This window comes from Rhodopirellula sp. J20-39 (genome assembly GCF_057365095.1).
The window spans coordinates 6,033,016-6,054,223 of record NZ_CP195123.1; the positions used below are offsets into that span (position 1 = coordinate 6,033,016).

Genomic DNA, 21,208 nt, shown 5'->3' on the forward strand with positions numbered 1-21,208 from the left:
CGCGTGTCGGCTTTTCGCTTTGATCTACAGCACCAAGATCCCCAGTCGTCCGCTCGCCTAGGCGTTTTCCACACGCCTCATGGGCCGGTGCGGACTCCGGGCTTCATGCCGGTCGGGACCCAAGGCACCGTCAAGGGTCTGACCATCGATCAAGTCGCGTCCACGGGCGCGGACATGATCCTGGGCAACACCTACCACCTGCGACTCCGCCCGGGCCACGAAACGGTCCGGCGACTCGGTGGGCTGCATGCAATGAGTGGCTGGGACGGGCCGATCCTGACGGACTCGGGCGGCTTCCAAGTCTTCTCACTCGGCTCACTGAACAGTGTTACCGAAAAAGCAGCCACGTTCCGCTCGCACATCGACGGCGAGAAAGTTGTCCTGACGCCAGAACACTCCATCGAGATCCAAGAGGCACTCGGCAGCGATGTGGCCATGGTGCTGGATCACGTGATTGCTCTTCCGGCCTCCAAACCCGAAGTGGAAGACGCACTGGCCCGCTCGGTCCGCTGGGCAGCCCGCTGCCGAGAGGCATCGACACTGGATACCCAGGCACTGTTCGCGATCGTGCAGGGCGGCCTCGATCCAGAGCTGCGCCGACAGTGCGCCACCGGACTGGCATCGATGGATTTCGAAGGCTACGCCGTGGGCGGACTCAGCGTAGGCGAAACCCCTGAAGAGATGTACGCCGCCGCATCCGTCACGACGCCGCACTTACCAACCGACAAACCTCGCTACCTGATGGGCGTCGGCACACCTCGCGACCTACTCGAAAACGTGGCTCGCGGAATCGACCTGTTTGACTGCGTCATGCCTACTCGCAACGGCCGCAATGGGCTCGCGTTCACTGACGAAGGCCCTATCAAACTGCGAAATGCCGTCCACCGCGAGGACACCCGCCCCTTGATGGAAGACTGCCCCTGCCTGGCGTGCCGGCACAGCCGCGGGTACCTGCGACACCTCTTCATCGCCAAAGAGATGCTTGGGCCCACGCTGCTTTCGCACCATAACCTGACGTACTACGGGCGTTTAATGAGTGAAGTCCGCGACGCAATCCAAGAAGATCGCTTCGGCCAATTCGCCGCCGAGAAACTGGCGGGCTGGGGACATGTGCCCGTCCCTCTTTCGCATGTGTCACATTGACAACAAACGCGGCCGCAGTGGCAGAACGCCCACTCAAGAAACGGTTTCCGCGGAAACCCGGCCAGGCGACTGACGCCTAAACGCGATCGATGTGCTAAAACACCAGTCGGCCCTTCGGCGAGATCCCAACGCGCCTCGTCCGACCTAATCTTTCGTGCCGCAATAGAACGGATTGTCTGCTTTGCGATTCATCAGCTCTCTATCACTGTGGCTATCCGCTGCAATCTTGGCCGTCATTCCGCTTCTACTCGCGATTGACTTTGGCGGCGTCTACCACTGGAGCCAATACGTAGCCGCCCTCGCGGTCCTTGCCGCAGCCGTGCTGGCCCTACCTGGCCTAACCGACTCAAACGCGTCATCGTCGATCAAACAGCACGCCATCTTGCTACCTCTTGGAATCCTAGCCGGGTGGGCCTGCCTGCAAGCGACACCTCTGCCCGCCGGCCTTGTGCAGTGGCTCAGCCCTGGCTCTCACGCAGCCTACACCGAGTGGCTCAACGGACTGGTCCCGACTGATGCCGCATCTCGCGACGTATCAATGTCCGTCTCGCCTTTTGACACCAGCCACACCGCTGCACTGCTTGCCATTCTCTTGCCGCTTAGTATGGCTTCATCGATTGTCTTTCACGCCCGCGGCCGACTGCAGATGCTCTTAAGCGCCATCGCAATCGCAGGAGCCAGCGTGGCCATCCTTGGCTTCTACCGAAAGCTCGACCCGACCGCCGACCTTTGGATCTTCCGCCCCAAAACCAATAGCTTTGCGGGCTTTGTTAACCGCAACAACGCTGCCTTGATGCTCAACTTCGGACTCGCCGCCAGCCTGGGCCTGATGTCCTGGCGAATGATGGCACTCCACCACATCGAACTGGATGATCCCGACTTTGAATTCAACGATCTCTTCGCCCTGATCTCTGACCGCGAATCCTTCACCGGCCTGATTGCCGGAGCAACTTGCATCGCCGGTTTGTTGATTAATGGATCACGTGGTGGACTGGTCGCCGCGATCTTTGGCTTAGTCCTGGCATTCGGCTACGTTCGGCCCAAACGCGGCCTGATCAGTTTACCGATTCTCGCCTTGGTACTCGCTGCCTCCGTCGCAATCCTCGTGACACCCATGCAGCTAAACCTTGAATCACTTAGCCGGCTTGAGCTCTTGTCGGAAGAAGCCGACACCCTCCAAAGCGACGGACGCCTCACCCACTGGCAAGACGGCTGGGATGCGGCAGTCGCTTACTTCCCCGGGGGTTCTGGCCTAGCCAGCTACGGTTACGCCTACCTCCCTTACGTGAACAAGTCAGAATCACCCTGGTTTGAACACGCCGACAACCTGTGGCTCGAAATGCTTGTCGAAACGGGGCTCACCGGCCTCTGCGTAGCCATCCTTATCCTCTCGCTGGCAATTATTTCACTTAATCGCCTTGCATTGTCCGTCGACCCACTCGATCAAGGCATTCGCGTTGCGTGCTGGTACAGCCTTGGTGCGGTAATCACATCTCAATTCTTCGATTTCGGACTCGCGCTTCCCGCCAACTTGTTTGTTGGCGTGATGCTTTTGACAGCTCTGATTTCGCGCGACATCGCCAACGGAGGTGCCGCAGCAAAACTTGCCCTCCAAGCCCACCAAGACGTCAGCTACGGACACCATGAAACCGATGCCCAGCACTGGGAAGATGAGGACGAATCCTGGGCCGAAGACACCGCAAGCCCAAACGGACAAGACACTCAACCGGCATCGAAATCGCTCGCCAATAAGACCGAAACTGTTGCACGCAAAATCGCCCTACGATCCGACTCGAGCCGCTGGCTATCCCGAACCTTAGCCGCGTGCGCTGCCGTCGCACTGCTGACCATCGCCGCTGGATCGATCGCGATCCCGATACTGCGCGAGGACGCGTTCGCTGACTCGATGCTATCACGCCTGAAGGACGAATACGGGCAATACAACCTGAACCCCGAGTCGCTCGCCAAGATGGAAGATGCTTTGGTGCAACGCATTGATATCCGGCCCATGCCGCTCCTCTACACGCGACTGGAAACAGTGCAACAAGATCGAGGACGGCTAATCGAAACAACCGAATGGAAGCCCAGCACCCCGGAAGAATTCATCTCGATCTACCGGCAAACCAACCCAGTGACGCGCAAGCTACCTTACCCACCCAACAACAACCGAAACCAACACGTTCAACTGGCCAGCTACAATCACTACGCCAATGCGTGGAAGACCAGCATTTCCGCGCTTGAGCAATGCCCCCTCGCACAACAACCACGGGTAGACCTGCTGCAACTTGCGCCACTCGCATCTCCCCCCGACGCACCTTCCACCGGCCAAACCGCCAAAACCTTAGACGAGGCGACAACCACCCAGACCGCTAAAGTCGCGTTGAAACAACTGCTACTGTTCTACTCCGGTGACCCTCGACGCCTATTAACGCTGGCCAACGAAGCCCTCAACCGAGAAGACTGGCCGACCGCCGAAGAAGGCTTTCGCATGTCCCTGTCACGACAACCAAACCTCGCCCGCAACGTATTACAGCAATACAAAACCCATCCGAAACTCAACCTGAACAACGCAATCCCAGACAACCCAACGGCGATGAAGATTGCCGCCGAAATGTACCTCACGACACCTAACCCCGACCCAAAATTTCTACGCCGCGCATTGGACATCATTCGATGCGGCGAAAGCGATTCATTGAAGGAACGGGCGTCATGCGAGGCCCTCAAGGGTCGCATCTTGTTCTACTTCGAATCACCAGACGAGGCGATCGAGCATTTCACGCAAGCAATCCAGTACGCTCCCGATGTCCCGAACTACCGCATTGAACTGATCGAATCGCTACTGAAGTTCGAACGAGCAACCGAAGCGAAAGCACAAGCTCGGCTGGGCCGCAACAGCTTCCCTGACAACGCACGATTCCAAAAGTTCATCGACGAAATTGCGGCGCAAGAGCGCAAACAACTCATCCAACCTGGCAACGGCCCGATGATCGATCAAGAAGCTCTTGAAGACCTTCTTAAGTAACAGCGAACCCCGCTAGAACGTGGGACGTCGCTGACCCAGTAAATCCCAGCCTGGCTTCGCTGAACCCTGCGCCGCTGCCCTCGTTGTTACACACATCTTTGACACCTGCCCGACTGCCGCGAACCTCGACTGCCGCGAACATAGTAGCCCATAACTGGCGACGAACCCATAACTGGCGACGAAGCTGCACGCCTAAAAAAATAGGCCCTGCATTAACAGGGCCTATCGTTTCACAAACACATTAACTTGATGGCGACCTACGAATCAATTTCGACTCGTTCGCCATTCTTGTCGCGGCAGTCCACTTCGAGGTGCTCTGGGAACAAGCCCTCGCTACCAAGAATCTGAACCGTCATGGTGCCAGCGTCCTCCATCTCGGTAACCGCCCGGCGTTTCTTGTTATTCAAGAAGGCTGCGACCGCATCGTTAACCCGGACGGTGACCCGCACAATGTGGCTGTTCTTGACCGCTAGAGCCAAAGTCCGGACCACTTCGATCGACATGCTTTCCGGCGTCTTCACCAAGCCGCGACCTTTGCAACACGGGCAATCCTGATAGATGCTGCGTTTCAAACTAGGACGAATTCGCTGCCGAGTCATTTCGATCAAGCCGAATGGACTCGTCCGCAAAATTTTAGTCCTCGCTCGGTCGTTCGCCATTGCGTCACGCAACACACGTTCAACCTTGCGGCGATAGCTCTCTTTTCGCATGTCGATGAAGTCATTGACGATAACCCCACCCAAGTCACGCAAACGCAATTGACGGGCGATTTCCTTCGCTGCCGAGACATTCAAACGGAATGCATTCTCGTCCGCCGATGCGTTCCCGCGGAAGTTGCCGCTGTTGACGTCGATTGCAACCAAAGCTTCGGTTGGATCAATCACAATCGAACCGCCATCCTTCAACTGCACTTGGCGTTGATTGATTTTGACGATCTCTTCTTCCAAGTTGTACTTGTGGAATAGCGGCGAGTCACCATCGTAGAATTTCAGACGATCAACCACTCGTGGCATCACGTTCTTCAAAAATTCGCGAGCCTTGTTATAGGACTCCAATTCGTCAATCAAAATGTGATCAATGTCATCGCTGTAGATATCGCGAATCGTACGAATGATCAAATCGCTTTCTTCATAGATTTCACCGGGCTCGGTCGTCGTCTTTACCCGCTTTGCGATCGCCTTCCACAGCCGCAACAAGTAATCCATGTCCCGCTGCAATTCGTCTTCGTTACGGCCTGCACCCGCGGTTCGCACGATGAACCCTAAGCCCTTCGGTGGATTCAGTGCATTCAAGCATTTCTTCAAACGCTTGCGATCGTCTTCGTCTTCGATCTTCCGGCTAACCCCAACCCGCGACAGGTTCGGCATCAAGACCAAGTAGCGACCCGGGATCGAAATATACGTGCTAAGTGTTGGCCCCTTCGTGCCGATCCCTTCTTTGATGACCTGCACCAAGACTTCGTCGCCACGCTTGAAAATCTCTTGGATCGGGGGCTTAATCCGAGGGCGACCGCCCTTGAAGACTCGCCCACTGCCGCGGCCCGATTCACGATTGCGCGCCGCCGATGCCGCCGCCATTTCATCGCTCTCTCGCATGATCTCTTCAGGATCATAGCCACCCTGGCGGAAGTACTGTGGCTCGACATCACTGATGTGCAAGAACCCGTTACGCCCAACACCAAAGTCAACAAACGCTGCCTGGATACTCGGCTCAAGGTTAACAATTTTGCCGCGATAGATATTCCCTGCGAACGCCTCAACGCTTTTACGCTCGACGTATAACTCTTCCAAAACGCGATCCTCAACCACCGCAATGCGGCTTTCTTCGGGTTGAAGAACGTTAATTAGCATTTCACGTTTCATAATAAATTCACCTTCTTTGGTGTTGAAATCGGCTGAATGCGGTGCCTCCAAGGGTGACCGCATGGACGCCGAAGTTACGAGTGTTTTGTTAAGTCCGTGTCGGGCATCTCTTCGCCCCACAAGAACGTGTGTGTTCGAATTAAAGCGGCGCCCCGGTCGGGCCAATCACTTACATCCAGTAAGTCGAGTACATCGTGAATTTTCAGTGACGCAGCTTCGCCATTGATGAGCCTGGCTACCAAGCAATCTTCCTGCAAATCCAACAAAGGAATCTGGGTCGGCACGTGCGTGACAACATCCTTCCCCTTGCGATCAATCGTGACGATCTCTTTTTCTTTCAACTGAGCGATCGCCAGCCTGACTTGTTCAGCCTGTTCTTCAGTGAAGTCGTCGGGCAACGTGACGCGATACTGGCGACCAGCCAACCTCGCTTTGCCTTCGGTGAGTTCCACCCTGGTTGCGTGATGGATGGCTAAACCAGGCTGCTGATCTTCCCGCAACTTGGCCAACAACTCACTCTCATCCCACTCACGATCAAGCTCTAGATCGACAACCTCATCGTGACTCTCAACGCCCAGCGGCAAGGCGGATGGGAACATCAACCTTGGCTTGGGATGGAAGCCTTCGGTCATCGAAAACGGCAGCCCAACGCGACGCCCAATGCGTTCCCACAAACTCGCCAGATCACGGTGACTAATCCAACGCAACAAGTCCGTCTTGGCAAACCGAATTCGATAGCGAACTCGAAGAGTCCCTTCCGGATGAAGATTAGGCGAGACACGAGACTTACGGGTACGGCGAGGCTTCGCAGGACGCTGATCCTCTGCAGGCGACTGTTCGCTTTTAGCCGACTGAGCTTCCACCGACTGAGCTTCCACCGACACATCACTCGACGGTGCATCAACCTGCGAAGAGCTCGACGCGTCTTCAGACGAATCAATTGCGTCGGATCCAGATGAGCTCGCGTTCATTGCATCACCAACTCAGGAGCAAGCTCAGAAAGCCGGTCTAGCAGATACAAGTCAACATCACGCGCAGACTCCAGCGTGCGCACTCGCTTAGCGATCGCCTGACACTGCTCGATCGAGACGTTTCGAATTGCCTTTTTGACTCGCGGCAACGCCGACGGCGGCACGCTTAAGCTGCGAACGCCCATCCCAATCAACAACAACGCCCGTGCAGGATTACTACTCATTTCGCCGCACACGCTGATCGGAATATGATGCGCGCCCGCCACGTCGATACTCGACTGAATCAACCTCAAAACAGCCGGATCACTCGACTGATACAAATCGGCCACATATTCGTTGGACCGGTCTACAGCCAACGTGTACTGCGCCAAGTCATTGGTACCGATACTGAAGAAATCAACCTCTTCGGCGAAGTGATCCAACATCACCACCGCCGCAGGCACTTCCACCATCATCCCGACAGGCAAATCACTACGGTGGGGAACCCCCGCGTCAGCTAGGTCCTCTGCAACAACATTTAGCAACATGCGAGCCTGACGCAGTTCGCCGATCGTGGTCACTAGCGGGAACATCACCCGCACATCACCCAACGCCGCCGCTCGCAGAACGGCACGCAACTGCGGCCGAAACAAATCCAAATTACGCAGCGACAGCCGGATACTTCGCAAACCCAGGAAGGGATTATTTTCCTGCTGGGCCAATTGACCGCGGCCCATTTTATCGGCCCCTAGATCGAGCGTTCGCACGACCACGGGACGACCTTCCATCCGTTTGACCACTTCAGCGTAAGCTTGGTAGTGATCTTCTTCACTCGGCTCGTCGCTCGCTGCCAAATACAGGAACTCAGTACGGTACAGACCAATCCCGTCCGCACCTCGCTCCAAGCACGCAACCGTCTCGTGCGGGAACTCGATATTGGCACAAAGCTGAATCCGCGTACCGTCAGATGTCTCGGCAGGCAACTGGCTTTGCTTGGCAAGCTTTTCAGCCAACGAACGTCGATACTCGGCACGCTGGCGATAATGCTCGAGCGTCTCCTCGTCCGGGTCGATGATCAACCGCCCACGGTCACCATCGACAATGACGCAGTCCGCACCAGCTATACTGGGCAAGAACTCACCGATCCCGACCACGGCTGGGATTTCGAGACCCTTAGCAACAATCGCCGTATGTCCGCCCGCACCCCCGATTTCCGTACAGAAACCCTTAACGTACCGGCGATCCAAACTGGCCGTTTCGCTAGGCGTTAACATCCGCGACAACACGATGACCGGTTCCGACAAATCGGACAGCGGTTGCCGAGTCACGGCGCCAAGCTGCGTCAACAATTGACGCTCGATGTCTAGGACATCCTGAGCCCGATCGGCAAGCAACGGGCTTTCCAGCTTACGCAGCGCCGAAGCGTAATTGTGCAGCACGCCACTGACCGCAAACGCAGCCGACTGGCGATCATCGCCGATGCGTTTTTCAAGCTCCGAATGCAACCTTGGGTCGTGCAGCATTTGCAACTGCGCGGCAAAAATATCGCCGGTTTGACGCCCCGCTTGCGCGGTCGTTTCCAAGCGACTCTGCTCCAGTTGCTCGCTCACCAAATCTACAGCGACGTGCAGACGCGCAAACTCATCCTCGACATCGGATGCCGGGACGATGCAACGAGGGATTCGGTATCCGTCCGCGTCAAGCACCAAAGCCGACGCAATCGCGACCCCTGGTGAAACGGGAATGCCTTGTAATTCCAGCATCGTAATCGATGCGTGTCTCTATTCGATTCCTACTAGCAGCCTGCGCTTCGGAGTTCTAATTGGGTAACGGTACGAATCGACAGACCACCATCCTGGAGATGCCCCTGTTAACCGTACCGATAATATGACCATTTGGAAGTAAGTGCAGTCACCCGATAGCGCAATAGCTCCTTACGCATCGAGCTGATTCGGAACGAAGAAAAACAACACCGTTGATTCTCTTTAAAATTGTTGAATGATTATTGCGAAAACATCACCCGACCGCGGATCAATCTGGATCACTTACCGGGCCCATTTTCTTGATTAGTCATCACCCGTCGGTAGCGACGGACGACTCTGAAGTCTGGTCAAGCTCGTGAAAGCCTTGTTCAAATAGCTCAATGACGGCTGCGAGCGCGACGCTCGCGTCGGCACCCCGAGCTGTCAACGTGAGTTCCGTTCCAGCGGTCGCGCCCAACGTCAACAATGACAGGATGCTGCGGCAATCGACCCGCTCAGAACCTTTTTGCAAATGAATTTCTGACTCGAACCCATCCGCACAACGCACCAACAGATCCGCCGGCCGGGCATGCAACCCCTGTGGATTGATGACCCGAACTATCTGTTCAAGTGAGGTTGGACGTTCCGAAGGAGAAGAACTCATAAGTTCACCATTAGCCAGCGGCGAATTGGTTGTCGTCAGCTTCTTGAAGGAGCTGTTGGATATCTTCGGCGGTTTTGCTCTGCTTCAAGAAACGACAGAACGACTCATCACGCAATTGGCGAGAGATGTTTTCAAGAGCACGCAAGTGATCGCCAGGACGTTCAGGCGGGCTGATCAGCAAGAAGAACAACTGAACCCGTTCGCCGTCGAGCGAATCGAAGTCAACGCCCTGCTCACTGACACCAACGGTGCCGACCAGTTCGTTAACGCTGGGGTGCTTGGTGTGAGGAACGGCAACGCCACGGCCAATCCCGGTACTGCCCAGCTCTTCGCGTTTCATGATCGCTGCAACGATGTCATCGCGTTGATCCGCGGCAATTTCGCCGGAGTCCAGAAGAGACTGAACCAATTCTTCGATGACGGCTTCCTTGGTGGTGGCCTTCAAGTCGGCACGAATCGCACCGGTTTTGACAAAATCGGAAAACTTCATGGGTAGATTTGTCTGGTTTAGAAGTGAAAAGTGTTGGGTAAGCCGCCGAGCCTATTCGTCATCGGCGACATCAGTGGTTTCAATGTATTTATGGGGGGCCGTGCGGTGATCCGTCTTACGGGCTTTCAGCTTTCGCAGTTGTTGCTCAACCTTTGGAATCGCGATATCCAACGCTGCAATCACAGTTGTGGCCTCAGCGTGAGCGACCATGTCGTCGGCGTGCTCGGCAGAAACCTGAATTTCGACCGACGGCTTATCGAGTTGCTTTAAATCGATGGTGACTTCGATCGCGTTGATTCGATCGTACAAACGACGCAATTTGATCGTTTTTTCTTCGATCAACTCTTGGTCGCCTGGCTGCAAAGAGCCGTGGCGGGCCGAAACATTCACCTGCATGTTAAAACTCGTTTCCAAATAGTAGCCGCATTTGTCTGGACCAGTCTTGATCGACTGAAATCCCTGCGATTGTTAGCGTAGCCGAATCTGGCCCTCCAGCATAGCGATCTCGGACGGCATTTTTCCGCCCACCAACGATTTCAACGGGATCTGTTTTCCCCCAGCGATCCTTTTCCCTGCGACTTCCCTGCGACTTCCCTGCGACGCCGAAACCCCGACAAAACAAATCTCATCGCGTCCCCATGACAAAACAGCCATTACGCGATACTCTTCGGTACCTGGTTCGTCCCAGCCAACGTGCTCTCTCACGCCGAAAGCGGTAAGAGCCACAACGGCAAACGAGACGATTCCTCCACCCAACCCACTCCCCCAACCCCCACAGCTGAGATTTATGGCTCGGAAGGTCGTCAGTCGGCAGGAAAAAGCCGCCGAAGCAGAAGCAGCTGAAAAGCTGGCAGCCGAGGCAAAACGCAAAAAAGCCGCTAAACGCAAGACTAAAAAGGCTGCCGCCGATGTGCGTTTGCGCCTCTACTGGGGCGTTTTCAGTCAGAACCTCAAACGCGTTGCCGTCTATGAGTTCGACCAACAAGGCGAAGCTAACAAGCGAGCCGAAGAACTAAGCAAGGGCGGTAAAGCCCCCCACTTCGTACAAAAAGTCAAAGAAGAGATTAAACCCGAGTGAATTCAGCTAGCGATGCGACCCGCCGCTCCGAAACGAGTCGGCGGTTTCCCGCTAACTGGGAACCCTGTGAAGCCGTTTGGCTCGCGTGGCCCCATAATCAAGACACTTGGCCGGGGCACTTCGAAGGTATCCCGGAAGCTTTCGCGACTTTCGCCAAGGCCGTCGCGCAGTCAACACCTGTTCGACTGCTAGCCCATGGCTCTCTGGCCAAACAGGCGAAATCGCTGCTCGGTTCGTGCAATAACATCGAGCTGATAGATATTCCCACCAACGATTGCTGGATCCGTGATTTCGGCCCCACTTTCGTGCTCGAAAACGACTCAGTCCTCGCCGTTGACTGGAATTTCAACGCCTGGGGCGGGAAATACTACCCGCACGACCTCGATCGAGTCGCTGCCCGCAAAATCGCCAAAACAGCTGGTTTGCGGTGCCTGAAAGCAGAAATGACCCTGGAAGGCGGCGCCCTGGAGACGGACGGGCAAGGCAGACTTCTCGTCCACGCGGCCTGCATCCTAGACCAGGACCGAAACCCGACGCTCACCAAAAAACAGTGCGCCGAACGCCTGCACCAATACCTGGGCGTCCATGAAATCGCTTGGATTGACGGCGGATTGCTGCCCGGCGACGACACCGATGGCCACATCGACCAACTGGCACGATTCGTCGATCCAGAAAACGTGGTCGTTGTCGTCGCATCGGATGCCAGCGTCCCTTTCGCCAGCGATCTCGAAGCGAACGTGGACCAAATCAAGCTCTGGGCAAGGGAAACCACACCCCAGGTCACCGTCCATCGACTACCAGGCCCACCACCGCGGTACATCAACGACCACAATGTGCCTCAAAGCTACTGCAATTTCCTGCGATTAGGCCCCGACCGTATCCTGATGCCCACCTTTGCGTCCCCTGTTAGCGATGACCGAGCGATGGGCATCATGCGAGACCTTTGCCCAGGCGTCAGCATCGAAGGCATCGACTGCGAAAAGATCGCCTGGGGACTCGGCGCACTCCACTGCGCAAGCTGTCACCAAGTTGCCGCCCCCAGTCGGTAGCAAATCGCGGGAAACCGCTCAAGAATCGCAGCCTGAAACGCCGATCATCCGTCAATGGTCCAGTGCGTCAAGCTATCCGAATCCCGCCCCAGCAACGCTGGCACCCCCAGTAGCGCTGGCACAGCACGCACTTGCGACGTGGTGATCACGGTCCACGGACTACTGGCGGGCAATCGCAGCATGCGAAAACTGGGCGATTCGGCACTCCAACAGGGCCACCAAGTGATTCACTGGGGCTACCCAAGCCTCCGCGGTTCGATCATCTCCCACGGCGCTCGACTCAGCTCACTTCTTCGTGACCTTGCACCACGACCGCACATCGGAAAGATCCACCTGATCACCCATTCCATGGGCGGTATCATCGCGAGAACAGCCATCCTGCAATCGCGCCTGGAGACTCGCTGGGCCGAAAAATGCGGGCAAATCGTCATGCTCGCCCCGCCCAACGCCGGATCGCGACTCACCCGCTTACCACTGGGCCCTTTCGCAGCCCACTTCCCACAAATTCAAGAACTCTCGGAATCCCCGGACAGCTTTGTCCGCGGACTGCCCCGACTACGCCGCATGAAGGCGGGCATCATCGCTGCGGAACGAGACTTGGTCGTCAGCCGAGAATCGACCCACCTCAAAGGGGAGCACGATCATGCCGTCGTCGCGACCACGCACCAAAGACTGACGCGGCACCCGGAGGCAATCCAGATGGCAATGAACTTCTTACGATCGCTGCGACTGCGGACCGAAACGTCTACACTGGAACTGCAAACCAACAGCCCAACGGACGATCAACGCCGGCGAGCCCACTCCGCCGCCGCGTAACGCGAATCGGCAATCTGCTCTGCTGCGGCAACTTCGGCCGCCGATAACTCGCCCTCTTGCCAGTCAAAGCCAAGCGACCGCCCGAGGCAATCGGCGATCTGTGACGAAAGCGGTTCCGCCATAAGCGACGGAGCCCCCAACTCATTCAAACCCGGCAGGACCGACGCGTAAGGCGAGACACTCAGCAGCAGGCTACCGTGCTGCAATACACCACCACGGACTCGACGCTGGGCACTACCGAGGACCTTGTAGCCGCTGCAAATCAGATCCTCATCCGTTCGCCTGCGGAAGCACAAAAACGGCTCATCGGACTTCGATGTCCCCTTCAAGCCAACCGAAGCGACGGCGGGCGAACTGCCTGCCCATTCACGATAAGGTCGGGTCGCTACACCTTCGTCGGCCAGCACGCTCTGCACGCAACGGTGCACCGACTGGTACACAGCTTCCCGCGGCCCTGGGCCCGTATCCGACAGCGGCAGAGACAAGGAATAGGTCAATTCCTGATGATGCAGGATCGCTCCACCGCCGGTGCTGCGGCGAACCACGTCGACATCTTTGCCGCTAGCAACACCAGCTAGATAAGCTTCCGCATCACCAAACTGCTGAAAATAGCCGAGCGACAAAGTCGGACGCTGCCATCCGTAAAACCGCAGGGTCGGTAATTGGTCACCAGCAGCCACCGCCAACGAAATCGCTTCGTCGGTCGACATATTGGCCGAAGCCCCACAGGGCGTGAACGGCAACAACCGGCCCGGTGTCATGAATTCGGTTCAGTCCATCGCAAAATCGGACGCCGAGCAGCAGCCACATCGTCAGGACGACTAATCCGAGTCGAGTGCGGTGCATCGTGCACCAAGTCATCTGCTTCATCGGTAATTCGGAACAACGCCTCCGCGAACGCATCGAGCGTTTGCTTACTTTCCGTTTCCGTTGGCTCAACCATCACCGCCTCGTCGACCACCAGCGGGAAGTAGACCGTTGGAGCATGGAAACCGTAGTCCAAAATTCGCTTTGCCAGATCCATCGCCGTCAGCTTCTTTTCCTTCTTCAAGCGACTCGCTGAAGCCACAAATTCGTGCATGCATCGATCGCCATGCGGCACGTCTAAGAAGTGCTTCACCTTCGACAGCAAGTAGTTCGCACTCAACACCGCGTCTTCACTGACTCGGCGAAGACCATTGCCGTAAGTGCGCAGATAGATATACGCTCGCACCAAGACGCCCGTATTGCCAAAAAAGCTACGCACTCGCGGGATCGAATCTCCCGACGGATCGGTTAGGTGATACGTCCACTCACCGTCACCGGACTGCGACTCTTCGCGGGTCACGATCGGTCCTGGCAGGAAACGCGCCAAGTGCTCAGCGACACAAATCGGCCCCGCCCCGGGTCCGCCACCACCGTGAGGCCCCGAGAAGGTCTTGTGCGGGTTGTAGTGCATCAAGTCGGCACCGAAATCACCTGGGCGAGCAATCCCCAAAATCGCGTTCATGTTAGCGCCATCCAAGTAAATTAGACCGCCAGCGTCATGAACCATTTGGGTAATCGCCTTGATCTGGCTATCGAACAAGCCAAGCGTATTTGGATTGGTCAGCATGAACACAGCCGAATTCCCATCCAGCTTGGCCGCTAGGTCATCCAGGTCGACAAGCCCGTTCGCATTGGACTTCACTGTTTTGGTTTGAAAACCAGCCATTTGAGCACTGGCTGGATTCGTTCCGTGGGCTGAGTCGGCAGTCAAAACGACCTTACGGTCCTCACCTTTACTGCGGAAATACTTCGCCGCGACCAACAAAGCGGTTAGCTCACCATGGGCACCGGCAGCAGGCTGCATCGACACGCCTGGCAAACCGCTGATCTCCGCAAACATCCCCTGCAACTCGTACATCATTTCCAGCAAACCCTGGATCTGCGACTCGTCCTGCAATGGATGCACGTCCGCCAAACCGGGCAATGAAGCAATCCGCTCATTCCGTTTGGGGTTGTACTTCATCGTACAAGAACCCAACGGATAGAAGTGCGTATCCACGCTCATGTTCAAGGTCGACAAGCCGACGAAGTGCCGCACAACATCACCTTCTGCCAACTCCGGAAGCGGCGGTGGCTCACTGGCCAAGAACTCGTCCGGGAACGTTTGCCCCAAGTCCGCCGCTGGCACATCCAACGCCCCCAAATGATGAGCGCGACGCCCTGGACGACTGAGTTCAAAAAGTAGTTGAGTGGCTTGTTGGTTTCGCATGATCAGAGGCTTTCGCCGAATGCAGTAAAAAAATCGAACCGAAAAGGATGTATCTCAAGAACGCGGTCGCGTTAGCACTATGCTGCACCGAAACCGCATTCGGCGAACCTACCGACTAACAAGTCGCTGCCATCTGCGGAGCGTTGGACAGCGTACTGGCCCACTGCTCGATCTCCTGACGCGAACGCTTTTCCGTGACCGCGACCAGGAAGCAATCTCGATACCGGTCCGGCAGCCCCGTCAAAACGCCTTCGCTTTCAACAAGAACCATCGGATTCAGATCGATTCCAGCTAGAACACCTTGCGTTCTCGCATGAGCCAGCAAACCACCAACATCGCCGGCCCGGTCGCGAACGACGAACTCCTTAACCGACGGACCGTCGTGAACCAACTCAAACCGCTCGCTAGCTGCAATCTGCTCTTTCGCAAACGCAGTCTTGGCGATGCACGCATCGGTCGTTTCCTTTAAGCCTTGCGGTCCCAGCAAACTCAAATGAATCGTGGCCCGCAACGCTAGCAACGTTTGGTTACTGCAGATATTGCTGGTCGCCTTTTCACGACGAATGTGCTGCTCGCGAGTCTGCAAGGTCAACACCCAACATCGCTTACCGCGACGGTCGGTTGTCTGACCAGCAATCCGGCCTGGCAAACGCCGAACGAGTTCTTCGCGGCATGCCATGATGCCCAAATACGGCCCACCGTAAGCCAGCGGGTTGCCCAAGCACTGACCCTCGGCAACCGCAATGTCCACGCCCAAGTCAGCCGGTCGTCGCAATCGGCCAAGGCTAACCGGATCGAACACCTGAACCGTCAAAGCACCTGCCGCTTTCGCAGCGGCACTGATTGCGGCAACGTCTTCCAACTTGCCAACAAAGTTCGGATGCTGCACCAAGACACAAGCGGTCGAGTCATCAATCGCGTCCATGATTGCCGTCGCACAACCATCGTCGCCCGACGCCACCACAACCAATTCAGCGTCAATGTTAAGCAGGTAACCTGCCAAGATCTCACGATATTGAGGATGCACCGTATCACTGGTGATCACCTTGGTGCGCCCACGCTGCGTTGCCAGCGCCATCAGCACCGCCTCGGTCGCCGCCGAACCTCCGTCATACAAACTCGCGTTACTGACGCCCAAACCGGTCAACTGAGTGATGAGCGTTTCGTACTCGAACATCACTTGCAAGTTGCCCTGACTGACTTCCGCTTGGTAAGGCGTGTACGAAGTGTAGTACTCACCACGCGAAGCGATTTCATCAACCACGGCTGGCACGAAGTGATCATAGGCACCACCGCCCAAGAAACACGTATGCGTTGCCGTCGAAGCATTCTTGGAAGCCAAACGAGTCAACTCCGCCGTCAGATCCATCTCGTGAATCGGTGCGGGAAGATCCAGTTGGCGATTGAGCTGAACGTCTTTGGGAACTTGCGCATCGATGATTTCATCAATACTTTCGGCCCCAATGGACTCCAGCATTTCGCGTCGGTCATCGTCGGTATGAAAGAGATACGGCATGATTTCAACCAGCTTCAGAGCATTGTTTTTCGTAAGCAGCAAAGTCCATCAACGATTCTGGAAGGTCACCTTCCAACTTCACCTTGATGACCCAGCCAAAGTCGTAGGCGTCTTCGTTTAAGTTATCCAGGCTGTCAGGTAGCTCGCTATGAACGGCAACCACCTCACCGGCGACAGGGCTATACAAAGGGCTGACTGCCTTGACGGACTCGACTTCGCCAAACTCGTCACCAGCGGCGAGCTTTCGGCCCACCTCAGGAAGGTCCATGTAGACCAAGTCGTTCAGTTGCGCGATCGCAAAAGCCGAAATTCCGATCGTGGCGATGCGTTCGCCACCCTCTTCTTGAACATCAACCCATTCGTGGGTTTCGGCGTAATGGAGCTTGGATGCGTCACGCGGCATAAGAACTTCCTTTGAAGGGAAACGAGTCTGTAAAAAGAAATAAAGCTTACGAACGTTTGTAGAACGGCAGCGACGTCCGACGTGCGGGTGTCGAGCGACCACGAATATCAATCTGGAATTCCGTTTCAGCAGCCGAACCGGCTTCCACCATCGCCATTGCAATCGGAGCCCCAAGCGTTGGCGAAGGTCCACCGCTGGTCACGGTTCCGATCTTGCGACCGGTCGCATCCAACACGTCACATCCTTCACGGGCTGGCCGTTTACCTTCAGGCAGCAAGCCGATGCGAACTTGGCTCGGTCCCACATCGCGAATCTGTTGAAGCGACTCGCTACCAATAAAGGTCCGTCCCTTCAGGTTAACAGCAAACGATAGCCCGACGGAAAGCGGGTCAATTGTCTCATTTAGCTCGTGGCCATAAAGCGGCATACCGGCTTCCATCCGCAGCGTGTCCCGGGCGCCCAAGCCCGCAGCGATGAATCCAGCCTCGCGGCCGACCAACATCAAGTTCTCCCAAACGCGATTGGCCTCTTCGGCCCGCACGATCAATTCCAACCCGTCTTCGCCCGTATAGCCGGTACGACTGACGATGACTGGCTTCTTAAACTGATCGGTGATTCGGGCTTGATAGTTTTTCAATCGTGAAGGATCGAAGTGAAACAGACGCTTGCACACGTCCATCGCCATGGGTCCTTGGACCGCGATCATGGCCGTCAACTCCGTCCGGTCGGACATCGTCACCGTCGGAAAGTCAGCCAATAGCGGAGTCAACCACTCCAGAATCTTCGCCCGGTTGGAAGCATTGACCACCATCAAGTAATACTGCCGCTGTGAAGGCGTTTCCAAGTTGGAAATCAGCACATCGTCAAGCACTCCACCTTCGGCATTGCACACCATCGAATAGCGAACACCGCCAATCGGCAAGTCCGTCACACGGCGTGTCAGCACATGGTCGAGAAATTCAGCCGCATGATCTCCGTCAAACCGCAAACGGCCCATGTGCGACACATCGAACAATGCGGCCCGGGTACGGCATGCCTGGTGTTCGGCAACAATTCCGCCCGGCTGGTCTCGTTGACTGCCGTATTGAATCGGCATTTCGTACCCAGCGAAGGGCACCATTTTCGCACCGTTTTCGCGATGCCAGCCATCGAGCGGCGTCTTCGAAAGCGAAGTCTGGCCAGCACCTTCGCCGTCGGGAAGGCTAGTACCGGAGCCTACGGATGGCGGATCGGTCTGTTGATCGGCTGATGGATTCGTCATTTGCAGATTCGCTGGCGCACACGTCGCGGCAGGCCTAGACCTCAAGCGGACGTGGTGAGACTTTCGATATGAAAAAGATCAATCGCGTCGCAGAAAACGACGCCCAAAGAGCTTATACCTGCTTCCGGGAAGGTTCCAGCCCTGATGCTTGTCTGGACACCAATGCCGCGCGGCGACCTCCATAAAATCAAATCGATAGCGAAATTGTCCCCACAACTCCTGACCCAACCCGTCGATGGGGGAGCACCGTCTGCACCTCGGGACCGCACCTGAAGACCGATTTTTCCAGTTTCCTGACCAGACAACGTGGCTTCAGCGAGACCGAACCAGACGCTCTAAATAGTCCTCGGTATCCCGGTGCATCAGCTTTTCGTCAGTAACTTCTTCGCCGACAAACGCCTGCTTTTCCGGCATCAACCGTTGCCCGCTGGCGACCCAAGCTAAACGAGCACGGCCAAAAACGGCAATCAACGCTGGAGGAATCGCGGCCAGCACTCCCGCCATCATCGGCACCAAGTTCATCATCAGCAAAAAGCTTGGCTCGATCATCAATTCGCTGGTTGCGTTGATTTGCATGCCAACCGCCGAAACCAAATCCATCGTGCTGGCGATCACCCCACTCATCACGGGCAACAAGGTCAGCGGAAAGAAGGCCACCAAGAGCTTCTCGCTATTAGCACCCCAAAACAGGTACCCGAAGACGACCGCCAAAACCAAACTCAAAAGCGTCAAGACGGCCAACAGCGGTACTCCGCACACATCAAGTAGTAGGGCAATGGACATCTTCGGCAATCTTTCGATGAAACAAAAAACAAGCAATCAGAAAGGAATTAATGAAGCGGCTCAGCGCTGAAACATGCGACGCAAGGCTTCGTCAGCCGCTCCCTGCGAATCGACCGGCCCCTTCGGACGCAGGTGCTCAGGGATCCGCTTGGGCCCAGACGGATCAGCGGATTCAGGCTTTTCAGCGGAAGCATCCTTGCTTTTCGTCGCCGTCTGTTTGTTTTGCTTGGCGTCGGATTGTCCGGAAGCCTGCTGTTGTGCAGTTTCGTTGTCTGGACCGACATCTTCCGGTTTGGCCATCCCGTCGGACTTTGCCAAACCATCGGCCCCTGCCAGACTGTCGGACTTGGTCTGACCGTGGGACCTGGTCTGACCGTGGGACTTAGCTCGACCGTCGGTCTTAGACAGTTCACCAGATTCCTTCGACGAGCCCGCTTCCTGCTGTAACTCGGCAGCCCCGTCAAATTCGACTTCCGTTGGCGGCACATCATCGATCGAGATATTCATCGAGGCCGCGATCGCGTCGAGCTCCGCAGCGAGCTCCTCCTGAACCGTTCTCGGTTTGCTTTCCGTTGATAAAACACCTCGCGAAGGCTCACCTTCACCCGACGCGGTTTGTCCTTCGAGGGTAAGTTTTCGAACCCGAAACTTCCATTTCCCGACCTGCACCTTATCTCGATGTCGTAGCTTGACCGGCTGATTGACCGGAATCCTTTGCCCGTTGACGCCCGTCCCAACTCGACTCGCCAGATCCTGCACAAAGACCCCCTGGTCAGTCAAAACGATCAAACAATGCTTGCGGCTCACTTCCGGCGTGGGCAAAACGATATCGCACTGTGAGCTACGACCTAGCACGATTCGCCCCTGAATCGGCATCGCCTCGCCGCTTTTTGGCCCGTTTCGATAGCTCAATTCGTAGCTTGCCACAGGAAACACGTTACGGGCTGAAACTTGGGTAGGATTTGATGCCGATGCAAAGGCTGAACATACCGGCCAAACTTGCCTAATAGCGACCGCAGAGTGGTTCAGGTTTGATGGTCGTTTGATGAAGAACCCGCAGCCCTGAACAGCCGTTTAAGGCGGCGATCGCTGCACTACAGGCGGCTCCTGCATCCATAAAGACGGGCAGCTCCCACGCGTCCACCCATACGATTGGGTGGGTTGCTAAAATGGGGTCACATCGACCATGATTTGTCGACCCAAACAGAAGTTCCGCGATTAGCGAAACTTAAGTTATTGAGAACTTGTTCAGGTTGCTGCTCCATGATGTCATCCGCCGCCCAGCCCGTTCGCACCGTGTTGATTAGCGACGTACACCTCGGGTCCAAGCACACCCAGGCATCTAAATGTCTGCAGTTTCTAAACGCTTGCCAGCCTCAACAGATCTATTTGGTTGGTGACTTCATTGATGGCTGGCGATCCAACCACGGTTGGCACTGGACGGCCGACTGCACTGCGGTGATGGACCGTATCGAAGAACTGATGGCCAGCGGGACCAGCGTCTACTACACACCCGGCAACCATGACTCGTTCCTTCGGGATGACCGCGGCATCGAACACATCATGGAACGCTTTGCCGGCAAGTTTGGACGGGTCAGTCTCGCCAACGAGTTCGTTTTCGAAACGCTCCGCGGTTGGCGTTTCCTCGTTAGCCACGGCGACCTTTTTGATGTCGTTGAACGCCAGGCTCAATGGATATCCAAAGCTTCTTCATTCGGCTACGACTCGATCCTGAATCTGAATCGCAATACAAACCGAGTGATCGGCCGCGGCCACCGCAACCCTTACGGCGTGTGTGCAAAACTTAAATCGTCCGTCAAATCGGTCGTTCGCATGTTGAGCGATTACGAAACGAAAATGCTGGAACACGCCCAAAGCCGGTTGTGTGATGGTGCGATCTGCGGCCACATCCACACCCCGACCATCGTCAACTCGCAAAACGCACTGTACTGCAACACGGGCGACTGGGTCGAAAATTGCACCGGGCTAATCGAGCACCTCGACGGCATGATCGAATTGCGGGCCGTCTATGGCAAGTCACGCTACCTCGACCTGCCCGAACGCACATCGCTTACCGAGCGATTTGATGCCGACGCGGTTGCGGCAACGCTGCAAGCACCCGTCCTGCAAACAACTTCTTAGAGCTACGAGTTGGCTTGACCGGTACAACAGCGAGCAGCAATACCGGCCTAT

The 21,208-nt window shown here is 56.2% G+C and carries 19 protein-coding genes; 6 read left to right on the top strand and 13 right to left on the bottom strand.

The features are described 5' to 3' along the window. Positions 1–3: 3 nt before the first annotated feature. Complete coding sequence (gene tgt, locus ACR3ZL_RS21995) at positions 4–1,143, top strand: tRNA guanosine(34) transglycosylase Tgt (RefSeq protein ID WP_473650946.1); 1,140 nt, start codon at positions 4–6, stop codon at positions 1,141–1,143. A 181-nt stretch (positions 1,144–1,324) separates the two neighbouring features. Then, positions 1,325–4,165 carry an O-antigen ligase family protein gene (locus ACR3ZL_RS22000; RefSeq protein ID WP_486172966.1) on the top strand — a complete coding sequence of 947 codons (2,841 nt, stop codon included), beginning with the start codon at positions 1,325–1,327 and terminating at the stop codon, positions 4,163–4,165. Positions 4,166–4,422: 257 nt separating this feature from the next. On the opposite strand, the gene ACR3ZL_RS22005 is transcribed toward ACR3ZL_RS22000, so the two are convergent. The 6 genes from ACR3ZL_RS22005 to hpf all read right to left on the bottom strand — a co-directional run bounded on the left by ACR3ZL_RS22005 (position 4,423) and on the right by hpf (position 10,269). Beyond that, a complete protein-coding gene (locus ACR3ZL_RS22005) occupies positions 4,423–6,027 on the bottom strand; it encodes an Rne/Rng family ribonuclease (RefSeq protein ID WP_486172967.1) in 1,605 nt (534 codons plus the stop codon). Positions 6,028–6,101: 74 nt separating this feature from the next. Beyond that, complete coding sequence (locus ACR3ZL_RS22010; RefSeq protein WP_473650943.1) at positions 6,102–6,998, bottom strand: TIGR03936 family radical SAM-associated protein; 897 nt, start codon at positions 6,996–6,998, stop codon at positions 6,102–6,104. Beyond that, positions 6,995–8,740, bottom strand: coding sequence for a phosphoenolpyruvate--protein phosphotransferase (gene ptsP / locus ACR3ZL_RS22015; protein WP_473650942.1), 1,746 nt, complete (start codon positions 8,738–8,740; stop codon positions 6,995–6,997). The genes ACR3ZL_RS22010 and ptsP overlap by 4 nt, the downstream gene beginning before the upstream one ends. 310 nt (positions 8,741–9,050) lie before the next feature. Continuing rightward, positions 9,051–9,383, bottom strand: a complete 333-nt coding sequence (locus tag ACR3ZL_RS22020; RefSeq protein WP_473650941.1) for an HPr family phosphocarrier protein — start codon at positions 9,381–9,383, stop codon at positions 9,051–9,053. Between the two features lie 10 nt (positions 9,384–9,393). Next, complete coding sequence (locus ACR3ZL_RS22025; protein ID WP_473650940.1) at positions 9,394–9,873, bottom strand: PTS sugar transporter subunit IIA; 480 nt, start codon at positions 9,871–9,873, stop codon at positions 9,394–9,396. A gap of 51 nt (positions 9,874–9,924) precedes the next feature. Beyond that, on the bottom strand, positions 9,925–10,269 hold the full coding sequence (gene hpf / locus ACR3ZL_RS22030) for a ribosome hibernation-promoting factor, HPF/YfiA family (protein ID WP_473650939.1): 345 nt from the start codon (positions 10,267–10,269) through the stop codon (positions 9,925–9,927). 391 nt (positions 10,270–10,660) lie between these two features. On the opposite strand from hpf, the gene ACR3ZL_RS22035 reads away from it, so the two are divergent. The 3 genes from ACR3ZL_RS22035 to ACR3ZL_RS22045 are packed head-to-tail and all read left to right on the top strand — an operon-like array spanning position 10,661 to position 12,816. Then, positions 10,661–10,951, top strand: a complete 291-nt coding sequence (locus ACR3ZL_RS22035) for a hypothetical protein (RefSeq protein ID WP_473650938.1) — start codon at positions 10,661–10,663, stop codon at positions 10,949–10,951. Next, positions 10,948–12,000, top strand: a complete 1,053-nt coding sequence (locus ACR3ZL_RS22040) for an agmatine deiminase family protein (protein WP_486172968.1) — start codon at positions 10,948–10,950, stop codon at positions 11,998–12,000. The genes ACR3ZL_RS22035 and ACR3ZL_RS22040 overlap by 4 nt, the downstream gene beginning before the upstream one ends. 54 nt (positions 12,001–12,054) lie before the next feature. Continuing rightward, the gene (locus tag ACR3ZL_RS22045; protein ID WP_473650936.1) at positions 12,055–12,816 is read left to right on the top strand and encodes an esterase/lipase family protein; all 762 of its coding nucleotides are present in this window, start codon (positions 12,055–12,057) and stop codon (positions 12,814–12,816) included. On the opposite strand, the gene ACR3ZL_RS22050 is transcribed toward ACR3ZL_RS22045, so the two are convergent. From ACR3ZL_RS22050 to ACR3ZL_RS22080, 7 genes are all read right to left on the bottom strand, one after another. Continuing rightward, positions 12,783–13,577 (bottom strand): lipoate--protein ligase family protein, encoded by a 795-nt coding sequence (locus ACR3ZL_RS22050; protein WP_473650935.1) that lies wholly within the window; start codon positions 13,575–13,577, stop codon positions 12,783–12,785. The two genes, ACR3ZL_RS22045 and ACR3ZL_RS22050, sit on opposite strands and share 34 nt — an antisense overlap. Continuing rightward, positions 13,574–15,052 carry an aminomethyl-transferring glycine dehydrogenase subunit GcvPB gene (gene gcvPB, locus ACR3ZL_RS22055; RefSeq protein ID WP_486172969.1) on the bottom strand — a complete coding sequence of 493 codons (1,479 nt, stop codon included), beginning with the start codon at positions 15,050–15,052 and terminating at the stop codon, positions 13,574–13,576. Before gcvPB ends, ACR3ZL_RS22050 begins: the two co-directional genes overlap by 4 nt. A gap of 115 nt (positions 15,053–15,167) precedes the next feature. Next, entirely contained in the window at positions 15,168–16,568 is a 1,401-nt protein-coding gene (gene gcvPA, locus ACR3ZL_RS22060) for an aminomethyl-transferring glycine dehydrogenase subunit GcvPA (RefSeq protein ID WP_473650934.1), read from the bottom strand. Positions 16,569–16,572: 4 nt separating this feature from the next. Further along, a complete protein-coding gene (gene gcvH / locus ACR3ZL_RS22065; RefSeq protein ID WP_473650933.1) occupies positions 16,573–16,971 on the bottom strand; it encodes a glycine cleavage system protein GcvH in 399 nt (132 codons plus the stop codon). Positions 16,972–17,017: 46 nt separating this feature from the next. Continuing rightward, entirely contained in the window at positions 17,018–18,232 is a 1,215-nt protein-coding gene (gcvT, locus tag ACR3ZL_RS22070) for a glycine cleavage system aminomethyltransferase GcvT (RefSeq protein WP_473650932.1), read from the bottom strand. A gap of 312 nt (positions 18,233–18,544) precedes the next feature. Next, positions 18,545–19,015, bottom strand: coding sequence for a hypothetical protein (locus tag ACR3ZL_RS22075; RefSeq protein WP_473650931.1), 471 nt, complete (start codon positions 19,013–19,015; stop codon positions 18,545–18,547). A gap of 60 nt (positions 19,016–19,075) precedes the next feature. Next, the gene (locus tag ACR3ZL_RS22080; RefSeq protein ID WP_473650930.1) at positions 19,076–19,942 is read right to left on the bottom strand and encodes an FHA domain-containing protein; all 867 of its coding nucleotides are present in this window, start codon (positions 19,940–19,942) and stop codon (positions 19,076–19,078) included. 336 nt (positions 19,943–20,278) lie between these two features. On the opposite strand from ACR3ZL_RS22080, the gene ACR3ZL_RS22085 reads away from it, so the two are divergent. Further along, positions 20,279–21,157 carry a UDP-2,3-diacylglucosamine diphosphatase gene (locus tag ACR3ZL_RS22085; protein WP_473650929.1) on the top strand — a complete coding sequence of 293 codons (879 nt, stop codon included), beginning with the start codon at positions 20,279–20,281 and terminating at the stop codon, positions 21,155–21,157. Positions 21,158–21,208 lie beyond the last annotated feature (51 nt).

Excerpts from the sequence above, each read along its gene's own strand:
- ACR3ZL_RS22005 (WP_486172967.1), bottom strand. The coding sequence starts at position 6,027 with ATGAAACGTGAAATGCTAATTAACGTTCTTCAACCCGAAGAAAGCCGC.
- ACR3ZL_RS22010 (WP_473650943.1), bottom strand. The coding sequence starts at position 6,998 with ATGAACGCGAGCTCATCTGGATCCGACGCAATTGATTCGTCTGAAGAC.
- ptsP (WP_473650942.1), bottom strand. The coding sequence starts at position 8,740 with ATGCTGGAATTACAAGGCATTCCCGTTTCACCAGGGGTCGCGATTGCG.
- ACR3ZL_RS22020 (WP_473650941.1), bottom strand. The coding sequence starts at position 9,383 with ATGAGTTCTTCTCCTTCGGAACGTCCAACCTCACTTGAACAGATAGTT.
- ACR3ZL_RS22025 (WP_473650940.1), bottom strand. The coding sequence starts at position 9,873 with ATGAAGTTTTCCGATTTTGTCAAAACCGGTGCGATTCGTGCCGACTTG.
- hpf (WP_473650939.1), bottom strand. The coding sequence starts at position 10,269 with ATGCAGGTGAATGTTTCGGCCCGCCACGGCTCTTTGCAGCCAGGCGAC.
- ACR3ZL_RS22035 (WP_473650938.1), top strand. The coding sequence starts at position 10,661 with ATGGCTCGGAAGGTCGTCAGTCGGCAGGAAAAAGCCGCCGAAGCAGAA.
- ACR3ZL_RS22045 (WP_473650936.1), top strand. The coding sequence starts at position 12,055 with ATGGTCCAGTGCGTCAAGCTATCCGAATCCCGCCCCAGCAACGCTGGC.
- ACR3ZL_RS22050 (WP_473650935.1), bottom strand. The coding sequence starts at position 13,577 with ATGACACCGGGCCGGTTGTTGCCGTTCACGCCCTGTGGGGCTTCGGCC.
- gcvPB (WP_486172969.1), bottom strand. The coding sequence starts at position 15,052 with ATGCGAAACCAACAAGCCACTCAACTACTTTTTGAACTCAGTCGTCCA.
- gcvPA (WP_473650934.1), bottom strand. The coding sequence starts at position 16,568 with ATGCCGTATCTCTTTCATACCGACGATGACCGACGCGAAATGCTGGAG.
- gcvH (WP_473650933.1), bottom strand. The coding sequence starts at position 16,971 with ATGCCGCGTGACGCATCCAAGCTCCATTACGCCGAAACCCACGAATGG.
- gcvT (WP_473650932.1), bottom strand. The coding sequence starts at position 18,232 with ATGACGAATCCATCAGCCGATCAACAGACCGATCCGCCATCCGTAGGC.
- ACR3ZL_RS22075 (WP_473650931.1), bottom strand. The coding sequence starts at position 19,015 with ATGTCCATTGCCCTACTACTTGATGTGTGCGGAGTACCGCTGTTGGCC.
- ACR3ZL_RS22085 (WP_473650929.1), top strand. The coding sequence starts at position 20,279 with ATGATGTCATCCGCCGCCCAGCCCGTTCGCACCGTGTTGATTAGCGAC.